Source organism: Enterobacter sp. E12 (genome assembly GCF_014596715.2).
Classification (GTDB): domain Bacteria; phylum Pseudomonadota; class Gammaproteobacteria; order Enterobacterales; family Enterobacteriaceae; genus Enterobacter; species Enterobacter bugandensis.
The window spans coordinates 2,399,725-2,425,583 of sequence record NZ_CP115601.1 but is presented as its reverse complement, the minus strand read 5'-3'; the positions used below and the strand labels follow the sequence as shown (position 1 = coordinate 2,425,583).

Genomic DNA, 25,859 nt, shown 5'->3' with positions numbered 1-25,859 from the left:
ACACTGCTGTTTGTCATCTTTCTGGCCTGTGCTACGGGGTGCGGTCAGGCGGTATTATAAAGGAGCTAAATATTAATTACCGCAACACATAAACAAAAACACCATCGGTTTTGCCGATGGTGTTCTGGATCTCAGTCTGGAACTTACTTGCCCGCGTGGCGTTTTCTGCCGGTGGCGTGAGTGACTTGCGTTTCGTGGTCACCTTCAATCACCACTTTGCGCTGATTTGAAAGCTTGTAGTTCAGTCCCAGAATGTGGCGTGCCTGACGGTTCGATTTCATGTTAACTCCTCAATCCTGTTGATAGTTTTAAGGACCAGTTTGCTTTCGCAAACGAAATGTAACCCCTTAGGTTGCAGATCCAGCTTAGCAGGTTTTTACAAAGGTGCGCTTTGCCCGCTGACGACGTAGTTAATGGTCTGCTGGTAGATGTCACTGAGGATGTCATTATCCGTGGATTCCACCCACTTGGTCAGTTCCATTAAAATGTCATCTTCAGTCACAGCACCGTGCTCGGCGTGAAGACCCTGCGCAATCGCGTTAACGAGCTCAGGTTGTGCTGCTGTGGTATTAGCCGGGTAATAAGTAAACATGCTGCCTCCGTGTCGTTGTCTGTTTAATGGTACGGCTCGCAAAAAATTTAATTCATAAACAGAATGGCAAATATTTCCCCGGTTGTGTCTCAGATTCATCTTAGAAATAAAAATGACATAAGTGCATGCTTTTATGTGCTTTTAAAACGGAGGGATATATTGGCGTGAGGCAGTGCGGATATTATGGCAGGTGCTCCTGCTATCGCGGGAATATAGCAGGAGCCGTTTTTAAATTACCACTTCATTTCGCCGGTATTCACTTTGGCGCTTAATTCAAGAGAACTCTCTTCTGCCAGATCCGGATACTGTTTTTTCAGTGCACCGATGACGCCCGCAGAGTTTTTATGTGCCGACAACGCCTGTTCAAAATGCTGCAGATAGCCACGGGTAAAATCAATAGCCCCGGTTCCGGACGGTGGCGTGCCCAGGTAGTGGCCCGGTATCACGCGTTCCGGCCTGTGCGCGGCCATGTTGTCCAGGGTCTGCTGCCACTGCTGACGGCGAGCCGGCGTCTGGGTATCAGCCGTCCAGACGTGAATCCCCCAGGAGACCCCGGTGCCGCCGAGGATGGTTTTCACGGACGGGATCCACACGTAGGCCGCATAGCTGTCCGGCTGCTCGATATCGACCTTTTCCCCGTCAATCATAAAGGTGGTGGAGGCGAGCACCTGCGGCACCACCAGTTCCGTTGGCGCGCCGTCTTTCATCTGCGGGCCCCAGAAGGCGAGCTTGGCGTCTTTGGTGGCCTTAATATGGTCAACCACCTGCTGCGTGGCCACCACTTTGGCATTCGGGAAGGCTTTCACCAGCGGCTGCAGGCCAAAATAGAAATCCGGATCGCCGGAGGTGATCACAATCTTATTCAGCGTTTTACCGCTGCGGCGAATTTTCTCTACCAGCGCTTCGCCATCCTTCACGCTGAACTGCGCGTCAAACAGCACCGCCTCTTTCGGGCCGGAAACGAGCGTGGAGGAGACCGCGAAAATGCCTTTTTCCTGCGGGTTATAGGTATCAATCGTCAACGGCGCGGCAAAAACGGCCGGAGCGAAAAGGGTGGAAAGCAGGGCAATATGAGTGAGTTTCATGCTGTTGTCTCTGTTGTTCAGGAATGTTTCTATTGTACGGATATTCTCATTTGCCAGAATTCCTGAAACAAGACATGCTTAGTTTCATAAATCGAGCAGATGGAGCTTATATGGATCGCGTTATTGCCGCTCAGGTCTATAACCGGATATGCGAGCTGGGAAGCCTGAGCGCGGCCGCCCGCGCGCTGGGCATTTCCCGGCCGATGGTGAGCCGTTACCTTGAACAAATGGAGAAGTGGGCGGGGACGCGGCTGGTAAACCGCTCCACGCGCAAGCTGACGCTGACGGCGGCAGGGGAAAAGGTGCTGCAAAAAACGCGGACGCTCTCGCAGATCTCGCAGGAAATCGAAGGTCAGTCGGAAAAAGATCTGCCGTCCGGCACGCTGCGGGTAGCCTGCGCGCACTTTACCGCCATGCACCTGATTGCGCCGGTCCTGCCCGGCCTGCTCTCGCGCTATCCGCAGCTGCGCATCGAGCTGGACGTGAACAACCATCCGGTCAGCCTGGTGGGAGAGCGCATTGATATCGCGGTGCGCATTACCGACAACCCGGAGCCCGGCATGATCGCCCGCCGGCTGGGGGAGTGTCGATCGGTGCTCTGCGCCTCGCCGGCGTATCTGGCACAGCACGGCACGCCCGTCAGCCCCGAAGAACTGGCGCAGCATAACTGCCTGCACTACAGCTTTTTCGCCGGGCAGTCCTGGCACTTCCTGACGCCGGAAGGCGAAAGCCTGAGCGTGGCCGTCAGCGGCAACCTGAGCGCCAGTATTTCTTCACTGCTCATGAACGCGGCGATCGAGCACTGCGGCATCGCCATGCTGCCGGAGCGCGAAGCGCGCGCCGCGCTTGAGCAGGGATTACTGGTGCCGGTACTGGCGTCGCTGGAGCCGAAACCGCTTGCCATCCACGGCATTTATCAGTCACGGGAATACCAGCCTGCCGCGCTGCGCGTGTTTCTTGACGAACTGTCCCGCCACCTTGCCTGAGGGGCGATTATTTTGCCTTTAGCCAGGGAGAGGCCGTGCTCCAGAAAATAATATTGGCCCCGAGATAATTTTCGCCGAAGCGGACAAACTCGGCTTTGGTGAACGGTTTTCCGGTCTGAGGATCCTTATAGGTCAGAGTCGGCTCCTGAACCGCCATGGCGATGAGCGGCAGCGCCTGTTTATTTTTATGGAAGAAGGGATAGGCATTCTTCATGTGCGCCTTGCGGTTGGGCACAATGTCCGGCCCGCCCAGGCCGATATTGTTGGCGATGGCATACGCAAAAAGACGTCCCATATAGTTGTGGTCGTTATCCCACTCGCACGGCCAGAAGTTCACGTACTGCACCACATGTGATTTCTGAAAAACCTTGCGCGCAAAGGCCAAATTTTCCATCTCACCCGCGAAATAGCTATCGCAGGTGAAGCCCGCTGGCGGATTTTTCTCGTCAATATCAATCGCGGTTTCAGGCAGGTTTACGCCATACACCTCGCCATCAAAGCGTTTTGCGAGCGCTGCCAGCAGTGCCTGGTAGCGCTGGCGCACCGTGGGGTCCCACTGACGCGCTACCCATCCCGCGCCGACAGGCTTGCCCTCGCCGGGGTTATCAAACTGCGGCGCAATCCCGCCGCTGTATTGCTTATCGTGCATCAGATAGTCCGGGACGTAGCGGGCGTCCGGCTCAAAGAAACGATCCTGGATCTGAATAAAGAGTTTTTTCCGGGCGGCCTTAAGACGCGCCAGATCCTGCTCAATCCGCGAGAAGTCATAGCTGTCCTTCTCGGGTTCAAGCTGGCGCCAGTTGTACACGATCTGCACGCCGCCGATGTCGCCACGCGCAACCAGCGGGAGCGCCGCGTCGAGGTCGCCTGAGCTGGTATAGATAAAGTTTTCCGGCGTTTTGGCCAGTGAAGAAAGAGAGAGAGCCAGCGTGGCTACCGCGACGGCCATCCTGATTTTTAGCGTCATATCATTATCCTTGTTGTCGGTACAGCAGGTGAAAGACACGGAATCGTCTGTGTTCCAGGGCGTGTCAGATGTGTAGTCTATACTTAACCCTTTGTAAGCCAAAAGGAGAGCAAGAATGACGATTCATAAGCACGGTTCGGCACACTGGTCTGGCGACATTAAGCGCGGGAAAGGAACGGTTTCCACCGAGAGCGGCGTTCTCAACCAACAGCCTTACGGCTTTAACACCCGCTTTGAGGGTGAAAAGGGGACCAACCCGGAAGAGCTGATCGGCGCGGCACATGCGGCTTGTTTTTCCATGGCGCTGTCGCTGATGCTGGGTGAAGCGGGCTATACCGCTGATTCGATTGATACGACCGCGGATGTCTCTCTGGATAAAACCGATGGCGGATTTGCCATCACTAAGGTTGCGCTGCAAAGTAAGGTCACCGTACCGGGCATTGCGCCACAGCAGTTTGACGGCATTATTCAGAAAGCCAAAGCGGGCTGTCCGGTGTCGCAGTTGCTCAAGGCCGAAATTACCCTGGACTATAAGCTTAACTAAATCACAGCCGGGTTTGTGCCCGGCTATCCCTTCAGCGCGGCGGGGAACACCTCCGCCAGCCAGGCGATAAACACCTTCAGTCTGTGCGTCAAATGCCGGTTCTGCGGGTAGACCACGTGAAACGGGTACGCGGCAGGCTGCCAGTCACCCAGAATCGCCACCAGCGCTCCCGCCTGCAAATAGGTCTTTGCTGAATACTCAAAGGTTTGAACGATCCCCAGACCCGCCGCGGCAGCCGCCAGATGAGCGTTACTTTCATTGACGCCGAGATAGTGCGGAAGAGTGATTTCCAGCGCCTCGCCGTTTTGCCGGAAGCGAAACGGAAACGGCCGCCCGGTGACGGGTGAGAGATAACTAACAAGCTTGTGGCCGTTGCGCAGCTCCTGCGGATAGGCCGGAACGCCGTGGTTTTTAAGGTAACCCGGCGTCGCGCAGGTGACCATCTGAGCGTCACCGAGATGACGTGCGATAAGCGTTGAATCGTTCAGCGGGCCGCCCCGGATCACGCAGTCTACGTTACCGCTGATAAGATCGACCGGACGATCGGCCACGCCAAGATCGATACGGATATCCGGGTAGCGCTGCATAAAATCCGGCAGCAGGGGGATGAGCACGTCCCGTGCGGTGGAACCGCCCACGTCAACCCGCAAATGTCCCTTGGGCGTCGCGCGGGAAACGCGAAACGAGGTGTCGATATCTTCGATATCAATCAGCACCCGGCGCGCTTTTTCATAGTATTCCAGCCCTTCAGGCGTTGTGACCACCCGACGAGTCGTCCGGTGAAGGAGACGTATCGCCAGGTGCGCCTCAAGGGATTTAACCAGTTTGCTCAGGGTGGCGATCGGCATATTCAGCGAGTCCGCCGCGCGGGTAAAGCTGCCGGTTTCCACCACCCGGGTAAAAGCGCGCATCGCCATGAGCTGGTCCATTAGGACCCCCTGATTATTTCTGTGTGTGAATAGTCATTTTCATTTTTGCCGGTTTTTCACTAATCCCGCAAGGGCTAAAGTTTGTCCAACGCAAACCCAACAAAAGGTAAATGAGATGAACACGACTCTCTCAGGCAAAATCGCACTGGTCACCGGCGGCAGCACCGGCATCGGTCTTGCCACGGCGCAGGAGCTGGCGGCACAGGGCGCGAAGGTGTACATCACCGGACGACGTCAGGCCGAGCTGGACGCGGCGGTGGCTGAAATCGCTTCAACGGCAGTGGGCATTCGCGCTGACGTGTCAAAACTGGCGGACCTGGACGAGGTCTATGCCCGGATAGCCAAAGAAGAAGGCCGTCTCGATATTCTGTTCGCCAATGCGGGTGGCGGCGATATGCTGCCGCTGGGCGCGATCACCGAAGAACAGTTTGACCGGATTTTTGGCACCAACGTTCGCGGGGTGCTGTTCACGGTGCAGAAGGCGCTGCCGCTGTTATCAACAGGCTCATCGATCATTCTGACCGGCTCGACGGTGTCGGTTAAGGGGACGGCTAACTTCAGCGTCTACAGCGCCAGTAAGGCCGCGGTGCGTAACTTTGCCCGCTCCTGGGCGCTGGATTTGCAGGGCCGTGGGATCCGCGTCAATGTCGTAAGCCCGGGCCCGATCAAAACGCCTGGTTTAGGGGATCTGGTGCCGCAAGAACACCGCCAGGGGCTGTACGACGCGCTGGCCGCGCAGGTGCCGCTCGGACGTTTAGGTGCGCCGGGCGAGGTGGGTAAAGCGGTGGCGTTTCTGGCCTCCGACGCGGCCAGCTTTATCAACGCCACCGAGCTGTTTGTGGACGGCGGGATGGCGCAAATTTAACCCAGGCTGCGCCAGCAGCGAACGTGACGGCCCTCGCGAGAGGGCTGTAGCGGCTGAGGACGTTCGCACCCCTGCGCGGCCATCGGGCAGCGGTCGCGGAAAAAACAGCCTTCGGGCAGGTGACGGTTGCCGGGAAGCTCCGTTTTGCGTAACGCCAGCGTTTCATCCAACGGCTCTCCGGTGCGGGGAACCGAATCGAGCAGCAGGCGGGTATAGGGGTGGCGCGGCTCGCCAAGTACCTGCGCGGCGCTGCCCAGCTCCACAATCTGTCCGAGATACATCACCGCCACGCGGTCGCTCATGTGTCTGACCACCGAGACGTTATGCGAGATCAGTACGTAGGTCAGATTACGCTGCTGCTGTAGCGTCACCAGCAGGTTGAGGATTTGCGCCTGCACGGAGATATCCAGCGCGCTGGTGGGTTCATCGAGCACGATGATATCCGGGTCGGACGAAAGCGCCCGGGCGATGGCAATGCGCTGGCGCTGCCCGCCGGAGAAGGCGTGTGGAAGGCGGTCGAGATATTCCGGGCGAATGCCCACCTGCAGCGCCAGATCCGCCGCCAGCTGACGGCGCTCGCGCTCGCTGCTGCGTTTTTGCACCCACACCGGCTCGGTAATGATGCGCCAGACCGGCAATCGAGGGTCGAGCGAGGAGAGCGGATCCTGAAACACCATCTGCATGCCACCGGCATGGTGGGCACGCTGGCATGCGCCGGCGCTGGGTTTAAGCATCCCCATCAGCAGCTGCGCCAGCGTGCTTTTCCCACAGCCGGATTCCCCGACAACGCCCAGCGTTTCGCCCCGACGGATCTGGAGATCCAGCCCGTTGAGCGCATGGACCCGTTCCGTCACGCGGCCCAGCCAGTTTTTGCGCGCCGCAAAGTTCACGTGCACGCTATCCAGTTCCAGCAGTACATCAGACATGGTGTTTCTCCCGTTGTGGATACCAGCAGGCAGCCAGTTGGCCCTCTGCGCCATGCGGCTGCAGGCGCGGCGTTTCGCTGCATTTTGCCCCCGCGGCAAAGCAGCGCTCGCGGAAAGCGCACCCCTGCGGAAGCTGGCTGAGGTTGGGCACCGTTCCGGGAATGGCGGGCAGCAGATCGCGCGGCTGGCCGTTTTCCGGCGCGCACCGCAGCAGGCCGATAGAATAGGGATGCACAGGGCGGTGGATCAGCGTTTGCGTGGCACCGCTCTCTATCACGCTCCCCGCATACATTACGTACATTCTGTCGCAGAGCTGGGACACTACGGCCATATCATGGCTGATAAACAGCACCGAGGTGCCGCTGGCCTTCGCCTTATGCTTCAGTAGACGCAGCACCTGGAGCTGGACGGTCACGTCCAGCGCGGTGGTCGGCTCGTCGGCGATGATCAGCTCCGGCTCGCAGGAGAAGGCAAGGGCGATCATCACCCGCTGGCGCATGCCGCCGGAGAGTTCAAACGGATAACGTGCCATGACCTCCTTCGCGTCCGGAATTTGCATCTCTTCCAGCAGGGCGATCGCCTTCTGCTGCGCCTCGCGCCGGGAAAGCGGCTGATGCTGGCGAATCACCTCCACCATCTGTTTGCCAATCCGCCGTGTCGGGTTTAGGGCGGTCATGGGCTCCTGAAAAATCATCGCCACTTTAGCGCCGCGCCACTGGCGAAGCTGTTTCTCGGACGCCGTCAGGACGTTTTCACCGAGTAATCTCACCTGACCGTGATGAATACGGTAGCTGCCTTCCGGCAGCAGCCGCATGGCGAGCATGGCGGTAACGGATTTGCCCGAACCTGATTCGCCCACCACGCCGACAATTTCGCCCCTGCCGATCTCAAGCGAAACGTGGTTCAGCGCATGAACCTCCCCGCGAAAAACCGGGAAGCTCAGATGCAGGTCTTCAATATTGAGTACCGGTTCGGTCATCACTGTTTACCTCCTGACTTCGGATCCAGCAGATCGCGGATGCCATCCCCAAACAGGTTAAAGCCCACGGCGGTAATCAAAATCGCCGCTCCGGGAAACGCGCAGTACCACCACTGGTCCAGAACGTAGTTACGGCCGACGGCCACCATCGCGCCCCATTCGGCGGTCGGCTGCTGCGCCCCCAGGCCAATAAACCCCAGCGTCGCGGCCATCAGTATGGCGCTGCCGATGTCCAGCGACGCCTGCACAATCAGCGGCGGCAGGGCGTTGCGCAGGATGTGCCAGCGGATCAAATGCCAGCGGGAGGCGCCAAAGGTGCGGGCGGCCTGCACGTAGGTAAACTGACGCACCACCAGGGTTTGCCCGCGTGCCAGGCGGACGTAAAACGGAATGCGGACAATCGCAATCGCCAGCATGGCGTTAAACAGGCTCGGCCCGAGTGCGGCGGCCAGCGCCATGGTCAGTACCAGGGAAGGTATCGAGAGCATAATGTCCATCACCCGCATGATGACGGCGTCGCCGCGCCCGCCCAGTACGCCGGACAAACAGCCCAGGAGCGAGCCAATGCCGCCCGCAATCACCACCACCGCCAGCCCGGCGGTAATCGACTGCTGGCTGCCCGTCAGCACGCGGCTGAACAGGTCGCGTCCCACCTCATCGGTGCCAAACCAGTGTTGCGCAGAAGGTGCCTGCAGGCGGGCGGTGAGATCCAGCGCGTTCGGGTCATGCGGCACTATCCACGGCGAGGTCACCATCAGCAAAAGCATCGCGATCATAATGACGCCGCCGACAATCGTGAGCGGGCTTTGGCGCAGCATCCAGAACAGCTTTGCCCAGTTGATGCGTTGTCTGGCGGTTTTCACCGGGACGGGTGTTTCCTGCGTTAACATCATTCGGCACCTCCGCGCCCGATTCGCGGGTCAATCCACAGGTAAAGCAGATCGACCACCAGATTAACCAGCACGTAGGCCAGCGAAACGACGACGGCAAAGCCCATCACCGCCGGGAAGTCCAGCGCCTGAATGGACGTCACCACCCAGGCGCCCATACCCGGCCAGGCAAAGACGGTTTCGGTCAGGACGGCGCCGTAAAGCAGGTCGCCCAGCGCCAGCCCGAGCACGGTAATGGACGGGATCATCGCATTCGGCAGGGCGTAGCGCAGGACGATGTACCAGCCGGGCAGCCCGCTGGCGCGTGCGGTGCGGATGTAGTCCTCGCTAAGCTGCTCCAGCATCGCCGAGCGCACCTGGCGCGCCACGATGCCCAGGTGAACAAACGCCAGCGTCAGCGAGGGTAAAATCAGGTGCTGCAGCGCGTTGAAAAAGACTTCACCGTTGCCTTCCAGCAGGGCGTCCAGCAGATAAAACCCGGTGACGTGCGTCGGCGGATCGAGCCAGTCGTCCAGCCTGCCGCCGCCCGGCAGAATCTGCAGATGCCCGTAGAACAGGACAATCACGCCCAGCCCAAGCCAGAATGCAGGCGTGGAAATCCCGGTCATCGCCATTAAACGCACCAGGTGATCCAGCCAGCGGTTGCGGTACACCGCCGACAAGATCCCCAGCGGCACGCCGATAACCAGCGCCAGCAGCAAAGAACAAAAGGCCAGCTCCAGCGTGGCGGGGAAAAAGGCCTTCAGGTCTTCCGCAACCGGGCGTCCGGTACGGATGGAGGTGCCTAAATCACCGTGGGCCAGGGCGTCCACGTAGCGGCCAAACTGCACATACAGCGGCCGATCCAGCCCCAGCTGCTGGCGAATGTTCTGCACGATTTCGTCGCTGGCGCGATCGCCCGCCAGCAAACGCGCCGGGTCGCCGGGGATCATGTGTGAAATAATAAAGGTAATAATACAGACACCGGCCACCACCAGGAGTAACCCCCAGCAGCGCTGGCGCACGATGCTCCAGAACGTCATACGCTTTCCCCCGACGAGAACCGTTATTTACTCATGGTGGCGATGTTGAACACCTGCTCGAGCATCGGATTAAAGGTGAAGCCTTTGACCTCTTTGTTCATCGCCAGCTGGTAGTTCTTCTGGAACAGATAGACGTAGGCCGCTTCGTCAATCACCACCTTTTGCGCCTGCTGGTAATCTTTGGTGCGTTCCGCCTGGTCAGTGGTTTTCAGCGCGGCCTGCAGCAGCGAATCCACCTCTTTGTTCTCATAGAACGAGCGGTTGCCCGGCAGCCCTTTTTTGTCCGATTCGAACCAGTAGTTCATGAACATGTACGGGTCGGCAAAGTCCGGGCTCCAGTTGCCGATGGCAATGTCGTAATCGCCTTTGCCGACGCGGTCGCGCATGGTGGCATTGGCCAGTTTTTCCAGCTTGACGTTAATGCCGATCTTGCCGAGGCTCGCCTGAGTGGAGAGGGCGATAGGCTCCCAGTTCGGATCGTTGTCCGAGTAAAGGAAGGTCAGGCTGGCGGGTTTGTCTTTGACCTTCTCCAGCGCCGCTTTGGCTTTGGCCTCGTCGAAGCTGTACTGCATTGCCGCGGCGTCAAAGCCCCACATGCCTTCCGGGATCGGGCCGCGCATCTGCTTGCCGTTGCCGCTCAGAATGCCTTTTACCATTCCCTGATAGTCCGTCGCCCAGGAGATGGCCCGGCGTAAATCCACCTGATTGAGCGGCGCTTTGCTGTTGTTGAGATAGAGATAGGTCACGCGCAGGGAGGGGTATTCCGCGACGGCGACTTTGCCTTCCTGCTTCAGGGCCGCCAGCTGATCGACCGGCAGAGAGTCGGCAATGTCCAGATCGCCGCGGGAAAGCTGCAGTCGGCGCGAAGCGCTCTCGCCGATAATTTTCACCGAAACGCGCTTAAAGTGCGGCTTGTCGCCCGGCCAGTGAGGGTTCGGCACCAGGATCAGCTGCTGGCCTTTCTGCCAGCTCTTCAGCATAAACGGCCCGGAACCGGCGGTGTTTTGCGCCAGAAAACCGCGCGCGTCGTCCGCGGCATTGGCCTTCAGCACCGCCGGGTTAATGATGGACGCCCCGTCGTTTGCCAGCGTGTAGAGGAACGGCGCGAACGGCTGGCTGAGGGTGAATTTCACCGTGTGGTCATCGACGGCATCAATTTTCAGATCTTTCGGGAAGGCTTCAGACGGCCCCTGGCCGAGCTTCAGCAGGCGCTCAAAGGAGAGCTTGACCGCTTCGGCGGTGACCGGCGTGCCGTCGGAGAATTTGGCGTTATCCGCCAGGGTAAAGGTCCACTCTTTCTGGTCGTCGGACGCCTTCCAGCCCGTCGACAGATCGCCCTCCACCTCGGTTGAGCCGGGCTTGTACTTGACCAGACGCTGGTAGGACGGATAGGTGACGGTCCAGTCGTTGTTATCGATGGTGATGGCAGGGTCGAGCGTTTGCGGGTCGGCGGCTTTACCGATCGCCAGCATGTCTTTCGGGACGGCGGCCAGCGCCAGCGGGGCGCTCAACGCCAGCGTGGCGGCAATCAGAGTCGTGAGAAGCGATGTTTTCATGGCAGTGCTCCAGGTTAAAGAGAGGTGTGTGTCAGGGGAAAACAGGCAAAACGGTCATCAAGCAGCGGGTAGCTGGCGGCGTTCGGCAGTTCGAAGTGCCACCATTCGCTGCTAATCCCCACAAAACCGCCGCCGAACATGATGGCGTTCAGCAGCAGACGGTTGCGCTGGGCGTGCGGGGGTACGGAAGGGTGATAGGGATGCGAACGGTCATGCATTTCGTCAAAACCGGCGCCCATATCCAGCACGCTGTTATGCTCGTCCATCAGCGTGACGTCGATGGCCGTACCGCGGCTGTGATTGGAGCCAATTGCCACGTCGACCACATACTCCGGGTTCGGGCAGGCGTCCCACAGCTGGGCCTGCGCCTGCTGCGGCCGGTAGGCGTCGTACACCACCAGCTTCAGCCCGGCCAGGGCGGCAATGCTGATGGCTTTTGCCAGCGCGGTGGCGGCGTCGGTATGCAGCAGGCACAGCGCCTCCTGATAGATCGGCCTGCCGGTGATGTTGTCGGCGGTGGCGTACTTCAGATCGATATGCAGCGTGGGAAACGTCTTCGCCACGTCAATCAGTTCATTCTCATCGGGCATAGCTCCGCTCCTTTAGCGTTCGAATTGACCAAACTCTTGTTGTAATTGTCGGTTTACCGCCAGACGCGCCGGGAGCGCATCACCCAGCGCTTCCACCACGCCCGACAGCAGCAGGTTGAACAGACAGCTCACGGGGGCAAGCGAATCCCAGAAATGACCGGTATCGGTTTTCACCTGCAGTAAATCCATCGGGTAATCCCGCGCCCACGGGCACCAGATGTCGGTGATTAAGGCCAGCGGGATCCCTTTTTCGCTCGCCACGCGGCAGTACTGGCGGGCCATCGCGGAGTAGGTTCGCGTATCGGTCAGCACAACGTAAGGGTGCGAAAACCCGGAGTTGAGGGATTCCACCCAGCTGCCGGACGCGCCTTCGGAATAGCTCACGCGCGGGCGAAGGTACTCGAGATGGCTGAAGAAGGCGTTGGCGATCCCGCGCGTGGATTGGATCCCCAGCACAAACACCGCGTCGGCGTGGGCCAGGTTGTGCACCACCTGACGGAAGGCGTCCGTTTGCGCCAGCTGATACACCTGCGTAATGGCGTCCACCTCCAGCGAGAGGGCATGCTGAAGGCGGTTGGGCAGGGGACGCTGCTGCTGCCAGGAGTCCAGCCGCTCGTTCATGCCCCAGGGCTGATACGGATCGCGCAGGCTCTTTTTGACATCTTCCAGGTTGCGATACCCCAGCTTGCGTAGGAAGCGTCCGACGGTGATCCCGCTGGTCCCGCTCGCCAGACCGACGCTTTCCGCGGTTTCAAACGGGATTTGCGCGGCGTGCGCCAGCAGCCAGCTCCCGACCCGCTTTTCGCTGGGAGTGAGCTGGCTGAACGTCGCTTCGATACGGCTCAACATCTCGGGTTTCGTCGTCATACCGCCTCGCTGTTAACTGGCTGTCAAAAGCTGGATTTGTGTTACCGGGTTAACAATGCACGACGCGTGCCATGTTCACGGTGAGGTAAAAAACCCGCCGTGCTGTTAATTTCACGCAATATTTAGTTAACCAAAGATCAACATTTGTGCAGCGTAGTTCACTTTTGGTGCACCGGCAGATCGGGCAGGTATGAATTTGGTGAATACGTCAGTCCGTTCACATTTTTGATAAGATAAAAGGACAGTGAACACAAAAGGGATCCCGGCATGGCGAATTTGCCCTGGCGAATCAGCGTGCGCCTGGCGGCGCTTGCAAAGAAAACAGGGATGGTCGTGGGGATCGTCCTGGTCGTCCTGTTGGCGGTGCGGGTCTATCTCTCGCAGCAGGGGCCGGACCTGCACCTCTGGCACACCTGGCGGGCGGACGAGATGTCCGTGCGTGAACTCGATAACACCAACTTTGCCGGGTATGTTGCCCGGGAAAACGCCATTTTCGCCGAGCTTGATAGGGCGGTGACGGCGAAAACAGCGGGCGAGGAACAAACGCCGCTAAACCGCTATTATCGCCAGAGCCTGGTTTGGCCGGGACAGTTCACGCCCGATGCCAACCGTTCGTTTGTGCTGATGCCAGCAGGAAAACCCCGTGGCGCGGTGGTATTGCTGCACGGACTGACGGACTCGCCTTATAGCGTCAGGCACCTTGCCGAAAATTATCAGCAGCACGGCTTCGTGGCCGTGGTTCCGCGCCTGCCCGGACACGGCACCGCGCCCGGCGCGCTGACCGACGTTGACTGGGAGATGTGGCTCGCGGCGACGCGTCTTGCCGTGCGGGAAGCCACGCGCCTGACGGGGGATAACGTGCCGCTGCATCTGGTGGGGTACTCCAACGGCGGGGCGCTGGCGATGAAATATGCTCTCGATGCGCTGGATTCCTCTGCGCTTCGTCGACCGCAGCAGGTAATCCTGCTCTCACCAATGATCGGCGTGACGGCCTTTGCGCGCTTTGCCGGTTTTGCGGGGCTACCGGCGCTGCTGCCGCCGTTTGCCAAAGCGGCGTGGCTGAATATCTCTCCGGAATATAACCCGTATAAATACAACTCCTTCCCGGTGAACGCCGCCCGCCAGTCGTGGCTGCTGACGAAGGCCCTGCAGGAGCAGATTGGCCGCAAGGCGCGGGAGAACAGGCTGGTGAATTTGCCGCCTGTGCTGGCGTTCCAGTCGGTCATGGATTCTACGGTCAGCACCCGCGCGGTGGTGACCGGCCTGTTTGACCAGCTTCCGGCAAACGGTAGCGAGCTGGTGATGTTTGACATCAACCAGGCGGCGAGCTTCCGTCCGCTGTTCAAACCGTCGTCGTGGACGGCAACCTCGGCGCTGCTGCCGGTTTCGCAGAGGCGTTACGGTGTCACGATTATTACCAATGCGGACGCACACAGTTTCTCGACGGTGGCGAAAACAACGCCAGCAGGCAGCACGCGGGAGACGGTTGTGCCGCTTGTGCAGACCTGGCCGCAGGATGTCTATTCGCTGTCGCACGTTGCCGTGCCGTTACCGCCGGATGACGATCTCTATGGCCGTGAGCCTGGGGTGAAAAACCGCTACGGGATAAGCCTGGGGACAATTGCGCTGTGGGGAGAAACGTCCGTGTTGAGCGTTGGTAAAGAGGCGCTTATGCGGGTCACCTCGAACCCGTTTTACGACTATATGCAGGAGAAAATTAACAGCCGGATCGGGGACGCGGAAAAGTAACGTTCCCTTGTTGCGTGAATATGTTAGGTCGCATTGATTAAGTATGTTACATAGTAGCTTCAAGGCACCTCTCTTTCTCATTGGAACCCCTTTTTGTGCTGACGACACTGATCTACCGAAGCCAGTTGAATTTATCCCGCCCGTCCACCGAGCTGCGGGAGCTGGTGGAGCGCGCCAGGGGCCGCAACACAAAACTGGATATTACCGGCGTCCTCCTGGCTAATGGGAATGAGGTTCTGCAGATCCTCGAAGGGTCGGAAGAGAGTGTGGTCAAACTGTTCCATACCATCCGTGAGGACAAGCGGCACAGCGGGGTGGTAGAACTGCTGCGGGACTATGGTCCGCGCAGACGCTTCGAAAACGTCGGGATGCTGCTGTTCGACCTGCAAACGCAGTCGCCGAAAGAGGTGCTGCAGTCGGTGCTGCGCTACAGCAAGCTGGACAGCTATCTGACCTCCGACGATCGGGTGTTCAAATTTATTCAGACCTTTATAACCGGTAAACGTCCGGCCCCGTCGGGGACGCGTTACACCTCGGACAAATGGACGCTCTCGACCGAAGCGCTACCCTTTGGCGAACATCTTGGCCTGATTGCCGGGCAAACCTGCCAGTTTGCGCTGCAGCCAATTGTCGAGCCCTCGGAAGGGAAAATAAGCTCCCTTGAGGCGCTTATCCGTAGCAATGACGGCGGCAGCCCGGAACATTTCTTCAGCTCCCTGGACCCGGCGAAAATCTATGAAGTCGATCTCCAGACGAAAGCGTATGCCTTCGCGCTGGCGGAAAAGCTGGGCATTGGTAGCCATAAAATCGCGGTAAACCTGCTGCCCATGTCGCTGGTGAATGTCCCTGGCGCGGTGGAATTTCTGGTCGATGAGATTAAAAAACATGGCCTTCAGCCGGAGCAGGTGGTCATTGAAGTCACTGAAAACGAGATGATCTCCGGGTTTAACCAGTTTAACAGCGCCATAAAACGGCTTCGCGGTGAGGGGGTTGGCCTGGCGATTGATGATTTCGGTTCCGGCTATGCCGGGCTTTCGCTGTTGACCCGCTTCCAGCCGGATAAAATCAAAATCGATCGCGAAATCATCAGCGATATCCATCTCAGCGGCCCGAAGCAGGCGATTGTGCGCTCCATCATCAGCTGCTGCTCCGATCTTGAAATTACCCTGGTGGCCGAAGGGATCGAGAAAATAGAGGAGTGGTGCTGGTTAGAATCTGCCGGGATCCGCCGCTTCCAGGGCTTCCTGTTTGCCCGTCCGCAGCTTAACGGCGTTGGCGATATTCGCTGGCCGCATCTGAAGCGTTAGGCAATTTTCCTCCCGCGTTATTTCCCCTTTCCCCTGCCTGTGCTTAAATAGCTAAAACGGTTTAACATAGTTTAGCTAAGAGGATCACATGGAAAAAATCTGGGTACTTGGCGATGCGGTGGTGGATTTATTGCCCGATGGCGAAGGGAAATTACTGCAGTGCCCCGGTGGCGCACCGGCAAACGTCGCGGTGGGCATTGCCCGGCTGGGGGGCAAAAGCGCGTTTATCGGCAGGGTTGGCGACGATCCTTTCGGGCGCTTTATGGCGAAAACGCTCGCTGACGAGCGGGTCGACGTGAAGCATATGCGCCTTGACCCGGCGCACCGCACCTCTACGGTGGTGGTGGATCTGGACGACCACGGCGAACGCTCGTTTACCTTCATGGTGCGCCCGAGCGCCGATCTGTTTCTGGAACCCGCTGACCTGCCGACCTTCAGCGCGGGCGAGTGGCTGCACGTCTGTTCCATCGCGCTAAGCGCAGAGCCGAGCCGCTCGGCGACTTTTCAGGCGATGGACGCCATCCGGAAGGCGGGCGGCTACGTGAGCTTCGACCCCAATATTCGCCCGGATCTCTGGCCGGATGAGAACGCGCTGCGTCGCTGCCTGCAACAGGCCCTGCAGAGCGCCGACGTGGTCAAGCTCTCCGTTGAGGAACTGGCATTTTTAACCGGCGATACGGATGCACAAGAAGGTCTGAACACGCTGATGCAGCGCTGCCCGGCGCGCCTGGTGCTGGTCACCCAGGGAAAAGAGGGCGTTATCGCCTGGCATCAGGGCGCGGTGAAACACTATCCGGCTACCCCTGTGCAATGTGTCGATACCACTGGCGCGGGCGATGCCTTCGTAGCCGGGCTGCTCTACGGGCTGGCCGCCGGTCAGGAGCTGGTCCCGGCAATCGCCTTAGCCCAGCGCTGTGGCGCGTTAGCCACCACGGCAAAGGGGGCGATGACCGCGTTGCCCTGGCAGCACGACCTGTAATCCTTCCTTCACTGGCCGCCGTCCGGCGGCCTGAATTGTCGCCTCGATCACACTTACTAAATCGGTTTAGCAAAAAAGATTGCCGATCCAAAATTCCCGGGTTTAGTATCAGCAGCCTAAACCGGTTTAGCAATTTAGCACGTTCGATTAATACTTTTAGGGATGCGACAAAATGTATAAAAAACGCAGACTTGCCGTGATGATAGGCATGCTGGCCGGCAGTACCTCTGTTTTTGCCCAGACGGATATGACAAGTATCGAAGCGCGCCTTGCCGCGATGGAGCAGCGCCTTCAGGCTGCTGAAGCGCGTGCGCAGGTCGCCGAAAAACGCGCCACCGAAGCCGAACAAAAAACGCAGCAGCTGGTTGCCGCCCAGCAGCAGACGCAAACCACAACCCAGGCGGTGGCGCAGCGCACCACCGCGCTGGAGAAGAAGGCGGATCAGACCGGCGGGTTTGAGTTCCACGGCTATGCCCGCTCTGGCCTGCTGATGAACGACGCGGCCTCAAGCAGCAAAAGCGGCCCGTACCTGACGCCAGCCGGGGAAACCGGCGGTGCGGTAGGGCGTCTGGGTAACGAAGCCGACACCTACGTCGAGTTGAACCTGGAGCACAAGCAAACCCTGGATAACGGGGCGACCACGCGCTTCAAGGCGATGCTGGCCGACGGTCAGCGAACCTATAACGACTGGTCAGCCGATACCAGCGATCTCAATATTCGCCAGGCCTTTGCGGAGTTGGGTAACCTGCCTGATTTTACCGGCGCGCTCAAGGGCAGCACATTCTGGGCGGGTAAACGCTTCGACCGCGACAACTTTGATATTCACTGGCTGGATTCCGACGTGGTATTCCTGGCCGGTACCGGCGGCGGCGTCTACGACGTGAAGTGGAACGACTCGCTGCGCAGCAACTTCTCGATCTACGGCCGCAACTTTGGCAGCGTGGAGCAGACCGACAATAACGTTCAGAACTACATCCTCAGCATGAACCATTTCGCCGGGCCGCTGCAGGTGATGGTGAGCGGCCTGCGGGCGAAGGATAACGACGACCGTAAAGACGCTAACGGCGATCTCATCAAAACCGACGCGGCCAATAACGGCGTTCATGCCCTGGTGGGACTGCACAACGAGAGTTTCTACGGCCTGCGGGAAGGGAGTGCCAAAACGGCGCTGCTGTACGGTCACGGCCTGGGCGCAGAAGTTAAGAGCATCGGTTCCGACGGGGCGCTGCTGTCTGATGCCGATACCTGGCGCTTCGCAAGTTACGGTGTCACGCCTGTTGGCGGTGGCTGGAGTATCGCGCCTGCCGTGCTGGCGCAGAGCAGCAAAGATCGCTACGTCAAGGGTGACAGCTATGAGTGGGTGACGCTCAACACCCGCCTGATTAAAGAGGTGACCCAGAACTTCGCGCTGGCGTTTGAGGGAAGCTATCAGTACATGGATTTACATCCGGAAGGCTATAAGGACCGGAACGCCGTTAACGGCAGTTTCTACAAGCTGACCTTTGCGCCAACGTTAAAAGCGAGCAAAATCGGCGATTTCTTCAGCCGCCCGGAGCTGCGCCTGTTTGCCACCTGGATGGACTGGAGCAGCAAACTGGATAATTACGCCAGCGATGATGCCTTTGGCAGCAGCGGCTTCAACGCCGGCGGGGAATGGAACTTTGGGGTCCAGATGGAAACCTGGTTTTAACCCATCACGCTCCCGCCCGGCGGGGGCGTTTCGCACATCATAAAAAGAAGTCAGGCAGAGGTATCTATGGATGTTAATCAAATCGCCCGCGAGCTTATTCCGCTGCTGGGCGGCAAGGAAAATATCGCCAGCGCCGCGCACTGCGCTACGCGTCTTCGTCTGGTGCTGGTCGACGACGCGCTTGCCGATCGGCAAGCGATTGGCAAGGTTGAGGGCGTGAAGGGCTGTTTTCATAACGCCGGGCAGATGCAGGTCATTTTCGGCACGGGCGTGGTGAATAAGGTCTACGCCGCGTTTATTCAGGCGGCGGGGATTAGCGAGTCCAGCAAGTCTGAAGCGGCGGATATCGCGGCGCGCAAGCTGAACCCGTTCCAGCGCATTGCGCGTTTGCTTTCCAATATCTTTGTCCCGATCATTCCCGCCATTGTGGCGTCCGGCCTGCTGATGGGCCTGCTCGGCATGGTGAAAACCTACGGCTGGGTCAATGCGGATAACGCCCTCTACATCATGCTGGACATGTGCAGCTCGGCGGCGTTTATCATTCTGCCAATCCTGATCGGCTTTACCGCGGCGCGGGAATTTGGCGGGAACCCGTATCTGGGCGCGACGCTGGGCGGCATTCTGACCCACCCGGCGCTGACCAACGCCTGGGGCGTGGCCTCCGGCTTCCACACCATGAACTTCTTCGGCCTTGAGATCGCGATGATTGGCTACCAGGGCACGGTATTCCCGGTGCTGCTGGCCGTCTGGTTTATGAGCATCGTCGAGAAAAACCTGCGCCGCGCGATCCCGGACGCGCTGGATCTGATTTTGACGCCGTTCCTCACCGTCGTTATCTCTGGCTTCATCGCCTTGCTGATTATCGGCCCGGCAGGGCGCGCGCTGGGCGACGGCATCTCCTTTATTCTGAGCACGCTGATTGAACACGCGGGCTGGCTGGCCGGGCTGCTGTTCGGTGGGCTGTACTCGGTGATTGTGATCACCGGTATTCACCACAGCTTCCACGCGATTGAAGCCGGGCTGCTGGGTAACCCGTCGATTGGCGTAAACTTCCTGCTGCCGATCTGGGCCATGGCGAACGTGGCGCAGGGCGGCGCTTGTCTGGCGGTGTGGTTTAAAACCAAAGACGCCAAAATCAAAGCCATTACCTTACCGTCGGCGTTTTCTGCGATGCTGGGCATTACCGAAGCGGCCATTTTTGGTATCAACCTGCGCTTCGTGAAGCCGTTTATCGCGGCGCTGATCGGCGGCGCAGCGGGCGGAGCCTGGGTGGTGTCAGTGCATGTCTACATGACCGCCGTCGGGCTGACCGCTATTCCGGGCATGGCTATCGTTCAGGCCAGCTCGCTCCTTAACTATATTATCGGCATGGTGATTGCCTTCGGCGTGGCGTTTACCGTCTCGCTGCTGCTGAAATATAAAACGGACTCTGAATAATGACGCAACTTTCCCGCTGGCCTGCGATCCTGCAGGCCGTTATGAAAGGGCAGCCGCGGGCGCTGGCGGATAGCCATTACCCGCAGTGGCACCCCGCGCCGGTGACGGGGCTGATGAACGACCCGAACGGGTTTATCTGGTTTGCCGGACGCTACCACCTGTTTTATCAGTGGAACCCGCTGGCCTGCGAGCATCGCTTTAAATGCTGGGGGCACTGGAGCTCTGCAGACCTGGTGCACTGGCAGCATGAGCCGCTGGCGCTTATGCCCGACGAAGAGTATGACCGCAACGGCTGCTACTCCGGTAGCGCCGTGGACAACCACGGTGTCCTCACACTGTGCTACACCGGCAACGTTAAGTTTGATGACGGCAGCCGCACCGCCTGGCAGTGCCTCGCCGTGGAGCAGCCGGACGGAACCTTTACGAAACTGGGGCCGGTGCTGGCGCTGCCGGAAGGCTACACCGGCCACGTGCGTGACCCGAAGGTATGGCAGCACGACGGGGAGTGGTACATGGTGCTGGGCGCGCAGGATCTGCAAAAGCGCGGCAAGGTGCTGCTGTTTAAATCAGCCGATTTGCATGCCTGGACGTCCTGCGGGGTGATCGCTGGCCACGGCGTAAACGGCCTGACGGAAGCGGGGTATATGTGGGAGTGCCCGGACCTGTTCGCCCTCGACGGAACGCACGTCCTGATCTGCTGCCCGCAGGGGCTGGCGCGCGAGCCGCATCGCTACCTCAATACCTATCCGGCCACCTGGATGAGCGGGGCATTTGACTATGCCAGCGCCGCATTCGATCACGGCGAGCTTCACGAGCTGGACGCGGGCTTTGAGTTTTACGCGCCGCAAACCACGCTGGCGGAGGATGGACGCCGCATTCTGATCGGCTGGATGGGCGTACCGGACGGGGAAGAGATGCTTCAGCCGACGCGGGCGCACGGCTGGATGCACCAGATGACCTGCCCGCGCGAACTCAGCTATCGCGACGGCAGGCTCTGGCAGACCCCGGCGCGCGAGCTGGCGGCGCTGCGTGAAGATGAGCAGCGCTGGCAGGGGCGCGCCAGCGAGGCGCCGGAACTGGACGCGACGCGCCTGGAGTTTGAGCTGGGTGCATCGCAGGTGAATGTCGATTTCGCAGGCGCGCTGCGCCTCACGGCCGATGAGCAGGGTTTACGCCTTGAACGCGCGAGCCTGAAAACCGGTGAAACATTGACCCGCTACTGGCAGGGTGAGGTTCGTCATTTACGCGTTCTGTGCGACTGCTCCAGCGTTGAAATTTTCATCAATCACGGCGAAGGGGTGATGAGCAGCCGCTATTTTCCTGACCATCCAGCCCGGGTGCGATTCGAAGGTGCGTCCGACATCACATTACGCTACTGGTCGCTGCGCGCCTGCATGATAGAATGAGGGTTTTGGCAGCCGGATCTAAGTCGTTGTGAGAAAAACAAAACGCGTCACCATAAAAGACATCGCGGAGCTGGCGGGTGTGTCAAAAGCCACCGCCAGCCTGGTCCTGAACGGGCGCAGCAAAGAGCTTCGCGTGGCGGAAGAGACGCGCGAGCGCGTGCTGGCGATTGCAAAAGAGCACCACTATCAGCCCAGCATTCACGCTCGCTCGCTGCGCGATAACCGCAGCCACACCATTGGTCTTGTCGTTCCCGAGATTACCAACTACGGTTTCGCCGTCTTTTCTCACGAGCTGGAGACGCTGTGCCGCGAGGCCGGCGTTCAGCTGCTTATCTCCTGCAGCGATGAAAACCCAGGGCAGGAGACGGTGGTGGTGAACAATATGGTGGCGCGTCAGGTGGACGGGCTGATTGTGGCTTCCAGCATGCTGAACGATGCGGACTACCTGAAGCTCAGCGAGCAGCTGCCCGTGGTGCTTTTTGACCGGCACATGAACGACAGCGCACTGCCGCTGGTGATCACCGACTCCATTTCCCCGACAGCGGCGCTGGTAGCGGACATTGCGCGCCAGCATCCAAATGAATTCTACTTCATCGGCGGCCAGCCGCGCCTGTCTCCGACGCGCGACCGTCTGGACGGTTTTAAGCAAGGTCTGCGAGAGGCCGGCGTGGAGCTGCGCCCCGAGTGGATCATTCACGGTAACTATCACCCGAGCTCCGGGTACGAGATGTTTGCTGAACTCTGCGCCCGCCTGGGGCGTCCGCCAAAAGCGCTTTTCACCGCCGCCTGCGGGCTGCTGGAAGGGGTGCTGCGCTATATGGGCCAGCATAACCTGTTGCAAAGCGATATCAGATTAGCCAGCTTTGACGATCACTATCTCTACGATTCACTGACGATCCCGGTCGATACCATTCGTCAGGACAACCGCCAGCTGGCGTGGCACTGCTTTGATCTGATTGGCAAATTGATCGAAGGGGAGACGCCGCAGCCATTGCAGCGCAAGCTGGATGCCACCCTGCAGCGGCGCTATAAGTCAGCGGTATAGCCCCAGGCGATACATCAATAACTTTAATTAATTTAAGTTTTGGAAGCGCCGATAACCATAAGGAATAATTCTCCTTGAGGTATTGGTTTATGTCGTTGAAAAAGTCGTCCCTGATTGTCCTGTTCTCGCTGCTTTTGTTCTTTATCGTCAGCACCGTGACGAGCGTTGGCCTCATCATTAAAAGTAATAACTCGCTGGATAACGTCAACAAAGAGATCCAGGTGGTGCTGTCCATTATTGACCCCATCAACCACAGCCGTACGCTGCGCGTGCGGGTGATGGAGTACGTGAAGATGGTGGAAGCGGGCAACGCGGCGGACGAGTCTGCAAAGCTTGCCGCAGTGAAAGAGGCGCTGACCAAAGCGGACAATGCCTTTGCGGCGTTTATGGCTTCGCCGCGTCTGACGGATGAAGCACCGATGGTGAGTGCCTATCAGGACGCCTGGCAAAACTACCGCAACCAGGGGCTGGCGCCGCTGATCGATGCCGCTGCGGCGCACGATGTCGCCAAATTTGACGCGCTGATCCCGGAAGTTTCCCGTCTCGACCGCCAGTACGAAATCATTCTCGACCAGGTGCTTTCGGTCCACCAGAAATACGCTAAAAGCCTGAACGAGGATGCGAGCAGCAATTTCGTCTCCGGCCTGGTGATGATTGCCGTTATTGCCAGCCTGTTTGTGGTGGTGATCGTTGCAGTCAGCTTCTTCATGAAGCGCTTTGTCTTTGCCCCGGTCAACCTGGCGCGCGAGCACTGCAGCCAGATTGCAGCGGGCAAGCTTGATGTTCCGGTGCCGGTGAAGGGGAGTTCAAGCAACGAAATCGACCACCTGATGGGTTCGATGGAGCAGATGCGTCAGGCACTGCTGGCGACCATCGCCCAGGTGCGCGATGCGAGCCATACCGTGACGCACGCGGCGCAGGAGATTGCCGCCGGAAATATCGATCTGGCTTCTCGTACCGAGCAGCAGGCTTCCGCGTTGACCCAGACGGCGGCGAGCATGGAGGAGCTGAGCGCGACGGTGGCGAACAATACCGATAATGTCTATCAGGCCGGAAAACTGGTGCAGGACGCGGTGAATAATGCCCACACCGGGGAAGCGGTGACCCGTGAAGTCATCGACACGATGAACACCATCGCGGCGAACTCGAAGCGCATCGAAGACATTACCAGCGTGATCAACAGCATCGCCTTCCAGACCAACATTCTGGCACTTAACGCGGCGGTTGAAGCGGCGCGCGCCGGAACGCAGGGCCGCGGTTTTGCAGTGGTGGCCAGCGAAGTGCGCACTCTGGCGCAGAAAAGCGCGGTGGCGGCTAAAGACATCGAGAGCCTGATTGCGCAGTCGGTCTCCAGCGTCAAAAACGGTGCGGAGCTGGTGAGCCGCTCGGGCGAGGTGATTGATTCGATCATTTCGTCGGTGAATAAAGTGAATACGCTAATGGAGCAGATCTCCGTCGCCTCCGAAGAGCAGAGCCGCGGGATCGGCCAGGTCGGGCAGGCGGTAACCGAGATGGATGGCGTGACCCAGCAGAACGCCGCGCTGGTGCAGCAGTCCGCGGCGGCAGCGGCCTCGCTGGAAGAGCAGGCGCAGCAGCTTTCGCGGAGTATTTCGAGTTTTAGGTTGCCGGTGCAGGCTTGATTTAGTGAGAGGAGGCTCCTTATGGAGCCTTTGTATCCATTTATGCATTATTCCAAATCGCATCAGCAAAAGATGCTAGTACATCGTCACGAATCGCCGGTGAAGTTTTGCATAGATCTACATTTCGACCAATGATTGCCTGAATCTTGCCACGCAATGTGCTTTCAATTGTTTTTCCATGCATAAATTCGCGCATATTATTATGATACTTTTGGTTGCAATCTAGTGCGATTGCTCCTGTATTAGGTTTTACTCCAGTCTTATAGGATTCTTGCAATTTCCTAGCATGTATAGTATTAATGTATTTTTCAATGACTGCATCTGATCTTTCTTCAAGGCATGTGTTGATGATTTCAGAGGCTTCAGCTTCTGAAATATTCTCATAAAGAAAATGTATGTGCCCTTCATTTATAAAATGACTTTCAGCATCATTCCCTTTAGTTATAAAAACTTTTAGGCCTACAGCTTCCAGATTTTGTTTGTAGCTAAGTATTTCGTTATCATTCATATAATCTCTATCTCTATGAACAACCACTGCAGTTCCAGGTGCATGTTGTGCTATGAATGAATTTAAAGCCAGTGCTATATTTATGTTTGAACATCCGTTGTAGGACCATATTTCATATTGGTCAGGCAAAAAACCTGAAGATTCCGCAATAGCTTTTATATATCCTTTGTCTGTATCTTCTGTTAATAGAATTGCTGAAATTTCTCCATTTCTTAGCTGATCCCCTTTATCAAGAGCGCCGATTTCCATCAATATATTTCGCTCGACATCATCAGTTCCTTGAACTAATGCACAATTGTTTATCCATAACACTGCTGAATCGTCCTTAAGAGCTTCAAAAAAATGTCTGGAATGGGTCGATATAATTATTTGGCACTCTGTTTCTTGGTGCAGTTCTTTTAACAAAAGCGCAAGTATTCTTTGGTTGTTTGGGTGTAGATGAGAGTCTGGCTCATCTAATATTAAAAGCTGAGGCTTATATAAATAGTAATAGGCCAATATTTGAATGGCTTGCAAAATTCCAGTGCCGCATGAATCTATAGGCAATGAAACTGAGTTGCTAATAACTTCTGCATTGATGTGTTCATCAACATTAGGATCAAATGATACCTTTATTTCGTAATCAGGGAATACAGCATTGAATTTTTTCTTAAAGGCAATCCATGAATGTGAATCCTTTGCAAGAAGCAATAAAATATTCCTGAATACACTGTTGGAATCACCTTTTGCTGCAGCTTTTCTTACAACGGATGGTGGTTTGTATTCTTCAAAAGAAGGTATTCCAGCTAACCCCGGCACAATCATTGAAAATGGATTCTCGATATCTTGAAGTAACTCCCCTAATTCTTTCCCTTCTAAAGAAGTTGCTATATTTCTATTCTTTCCCTTACTTATTGTTACTGTTGTGCTTGTTTCGCCATTAAATGTAACCTTAATAGCTTGATCTTTTGATGTCTGTAATTTACCATTTGGAGCTAACGCCCCAATATCTTTTAATGGAGAATAAATTAAGGTATCACTAGAAAGTGATGAAGGGCATCGATTTTGAGACCATCTAGCACCTTGCTGATTTGTTGATTGAGCAATTGAAACTGAAAACTGTATCGCTTGTTGAATACTACTTTTCCCTGCATTATTAGAACCTATTAAAAGGTTTATCCCCTCAAGAGGGATCTCAATGTCAACGATATTCTTAAATCGTTCGATTTTGATACTGCTAAGCAAGATTCTCTCCTTCGCGAAAAATAATTATGCATCATTACGCAATATAATATGTTACTCATGAAATGATTTTCCATAA

The 25,859-nt window shown here is 57.5% G+C and carries 24 protein-coding genes; 11 read left to right on the top strand and 13 right to left on the bottom strand.

Annotated elements, in window-relative coordinates:
- Positions 1 to 143: 143 nt before the first annotated feature.
- The 3 genes from sra to IB212_RS11535 form a co-directional block, all read right to left on the bottom strand.
- Positions 144 to 281, bottom strand: a complete 138-nt coding sequence (sra, locus tag IB212_RS11545) for a stationary-phase-induced ribosome-associated protein (RefSeq protein WP_008501714.1) — start codon at positions 279 to 281, stop codon at positions 144 to 146.
- Between the two features lie 95 nt (positions 282 to 376).
- Positions 377 to 592: a biofilm-dependent modulation protein gene (gene bdm / locus IB212_RS11540; RefSeq protein ID WP_028013234.1), complete on the bottom strand. Its 216-nt coding sequence runs from the start codon at positions 590 to 592 to the stop codon at positions 377 to 379.
- Between the two features lie 233 nt (positions 593 to 825).
- Positions 826 to 1,677 (bottom strand): Vmh family MBL fold metallo-hydrolase, encoded by an 852-nt coding sequence (locus IB212_RS11535; protein ID WP_041909870.1) that lies wholly within the window; start codon positions 1,675 to 1,677, stop codon positions 826 to 828.
- 110 nt (positions 1,678 to 1,787) lie between these two features.
- On the opposite strand from IB212_RS11535, the gene IB212_RS11530 reads away from it, so the two are divergent.
- Positions 1,788 to 2,663, top strand: coding sequence for a LysR family transcriptional regulator (locus tag IB212_RS11530; RefSeq protein WP_041909872.1), 876 nt, complete (start codon positions 1,788 to 1,790; stop codon positions 2,661 to 2,663).
- A 7-nt stretch (positions 2,664 to 2,670) separates the two neighbouring features.
- Here IB212_RS11530 and IB212_RS11525 read toward each other — a convergent pair whose 3' ends face one another.
- Positions 2,671 to 3,630 (bottom strand): hypothetical protein, encoded by a 960-nt coding sequence (locus IB212_RS11525; RefSeq protein WP_041909874.1) that lies wholly within the window; start codon positions 3,628 to 3,630, stop codon positions 2,671 to 2,673.
- Between the two features lie 115 nt (positions 3,631 to 3,745).
- Between IB212_RS11525 and IB212_RS11520 the strand changes: the two genes are divergently transcribed.
- Entirely contained in the window at positions 3,746 to 4,174 is a 429-nt protein-coding gene (locus IB212_RS11520) for an OsmC family protein (RefSeq protein WP_028013230.1), read from the top strand.
- Positions 4,175 to 4,197: 23 nt separating this feature from the next.
- Here the strand turns inward: IB212_RS11520 and IB212_RS11515 are convergent, their stop codons facing one another.
- On the bottom strand, positions 4,198 to 5,103 hold the full coding sequence (locus IB212_RS11515; protein ID WP_060571799.1) for a LysR family transcriptional regulator: 906 nt from the start codon (positions 5,101 to 5,103) through the stop codon (positions 4,198 to 4,200).
- Between the two features lie 115 nt (positions 5,104 to 5,218).
- Here IB212_RS11515 and IB212_RS11510 point away from each other — a divergent pair, with 115 nt between their 5' ends.
- Positions 5,219 to 5,968 (top strand): SDR family NAD(P)-dependent oxidoreductase, encoded by a 750-nt coding sequence (locus tag IB212_RS11510; RefSeq protein WP_041909878.1) that lies wholly within the window; start codon positions 5,219 to 5,221, stop codon positions 5,966 to 5,968.
- Here the strand turns inward: IB212_RS11510 and IB212_RS11505 are convergent.
- From IB212_RS11505 to IB212_RS11475, 7 genes are read right to left on the bottom strand one after another with little or no spacing between them, the layout of a single operon-like run.
- Positions 5,965 to 6,894 carry an ABC transporter ATP-binding protein gene (locus IB212_RS11505; RefSeq protein ID WP_041909880.1) on the bottom strand — a complete coding sequence of 310 codons (930 nt, stop codon included), beginning with the start codon at positions 6,892 to 6,894 and terminating at the stop codon, positions 5,965 to 5,967. The genes IB212_RS11510 and IB212_RS11505 overlap by 4 nt on opposite strands.
- Positions 6,887 to 7,873 carry an ABC transporter ATP-binding protein gene (locus IB212_RS11500; RefSeq protein ID WP_041909881.1) on the bottom strand — a complete coding sequence of 329 codons (987 nt, stop codon included), beginning with the start codon at positions 7,871 to 7,873 and terminating at the stop codon, positions 6,887 to 6,889. Before IB212_RS11500 ends, IB212_RS11505 begins: the two co-directional genes overlap by 8 nt.
- On the bottom strand, positions 7,873 to 8,766 hold the full coding sequence (ddpC, locus tag IB212_RS11495; RefSeq protein ID WP_041909883.1) for a D,D-dipeptide ABC transporter permease: 894 nt from the start codon (positions 8,764 to 8,766) through the stop codon (positions 7,873 to 7,875). The genes IB212_RS11500 and ddpC overlap by 1 nt, the downstream gene beginning before the upstream one ends.
- On the bottom strand, positions 8,763 to 9,785 hold the full coding sequence (locus tag IB212_RS11490; protein WP_041909885.1) for an ABC transporter permease: 1,023 nt from the start codon (positions 9,783 to 9,785) through the stop codon (positions 8,763 to 8,765). The genes ddpC and IB212_RS11490 overlap by 4 nt, the downstream gene beginning before the upstream one ends.
- A 23-nt stretch (positions 9,786 to 9,808) precedes the next feature.
- Entirely contained in the window at positions 9,809 to 11,341 is a 1,533-nt protein-coding gene (locus IB212_RS11485; RefSeq protein WP_041909887.1) for an ABC transporter substrate-binding protein, read from the bottom strand.
- A gap of 14 nt (positions 11,342 to 11,355) precedes the next feature.
- Entirely contained in the window at positions 11,356 to 11,931 is a 576-nt protein-coding gene (gene ddpX, locus IB212_RS11480; RefSeq protein ID WP_188245607.1) for a D-alanyl-D-alanine dipeptidase, read from the bottom strand.
- Positions 11,932 to 11,943: 12 nt separating this feature from the next.
- Positions 11,944 to 12,798 carry a MurR/RpiR family transcriptional regulator gene (locus tag IB212_RS11475; RefSeq protein WP_041909891.1) on the bottom strand — a complete coding sequence of 285 codons (855 nt, stop codon included), beginning with the start codon at positions 12,796 to 12,798 and terminating at the stop codon, positions 11,944 to 11,946.
- 267 nt (positions 12,799 to 13,065) lie between these two features.
- Between IB212_RS11475 and IB212_RS11470 the strand changes: the two genes are divergently transcribed.
- The 8 genes from IB212_RS11470 (at position 13,066) to IB212_RS11435 (ending at position 24,051) form a co-directional block, all read left to right on the top strand.
- Positions 13,066 to 14,547 carry a carboxylesterase gene (locus IB212_RS11470; protein WP_188245608.1) on the top strand — a complete coding sequence of 494 codons (1,482 nt, stop codon included), beginning with the start codon at positions 13,066 to 13,068 and terminating at the stop codon, positions 14,545 to 14,547.
- A gap of 95 nt (positions 14,548 to 14,642) precedes the next feature.
- Positions 14,643 to 15,854, top strand: coding sequence for a diguanylate phosphodiesterase (locus tag IB212_RS11465; protein WP_041909895.1), 1,212 nt, complete (start codon positions 14,643 to 14,645; stop codon positions 15,852 to 15,854).
- An 88-nt stretch (positions 15,855 to 15,942) separates the two neighbouring features.
- Positions 15,943 to 16,833 (top strand): aminoimidazole riboside kinase, encoded by an 891-nt coding sequence (locus tag IB212_RS11460; protein WP_041909897.1) that lies wholly within the window; start codon positions 15,943 to 15,945, stop codon positions 16,831 to 16,833.
- A gap of 172 nt (positions 16,834 to 17,005) precedes the next feature.
- Entirely contained in the window at positions 17,006 to 18,523 is a 1,518-nt protein-coding gene (locus IB212_RS11455; protein ID WP_041909899.1) for a carbohydrate porin, read from the top strand.
- A 66-nt stretch (positions 18,524 to 18,589) separates the two neighbouring features.
- Complete coding sequence (locus tag IB212_RS11450; protein ID WP_028013216.1) at positions 18,590 to 19,960, top strand: sucrose-specific PTS transporter subunit IIBC; 1,371 nt, start codon at positions 18,590 to 18,592, stop codon at positions 19,958 to 19,960.
- The gene (locus IB212_RS11445) at positions 19,960 to 21,366 is read left to right on the top strand and encodes a sucrose-6-phosphate hydrolase (RefSeq protein ID WP_041909902.1); all 1,407 of its coding nucleotides are present in this window, start codon (positions 19,960 to 19,962) and stop codon (positions 21,364 to 21,366) included. The genes IB212_RS11450 and IB212_RS11445 overlap by 1 nt, the downstream gene beginning before the upstream one ends.
- 28 nt (positions 21,367 to 21,394) lie before the next feature.
- Positions 21,395 to 22,411, top strand: coding sequence for a LacI family DNA-binding transcriptional regulator (locus IB212_RS11440; protein ID WP_041909903.1), 1,017 nt, complete (start codon positions 21,395 to 21,397; stop codon positions 22,409 to 22,411).
- 89 nt (positions 22,412 to 22,500) lie between these two features.
- Positions 22,501 to 24,051, top strand: coding sequence for a methyl-accepting chemotaxis protein (locus IB212_RS11435; RefSeq protein WP_041909905.1), 1,551 nt, complete (start codon positions 22,501 to 22,503; stop codon positions 24,049 to 24,051).
- 40 nt (positions 24,052 to 24,091) lie between these two features.
- On the opposite strand, the gene IB212_RS11430 is transcribed toward IB212_RS11435, so the two are convergent.
- Positions 24,092 to 25,783, bottom strand: a complete 1,692-nt coding sequence (locus IB212_RS11430; RefSeq protein ID WP_071993721.1) for an ATP-dependent endonuclease — start codon at positions 25,781 to 25,783, stop codon at positions 24,092 to 24,094.
- Between the last annotated feature and the right edge of the window lie 76 nt (positions 25,784 to 25,859).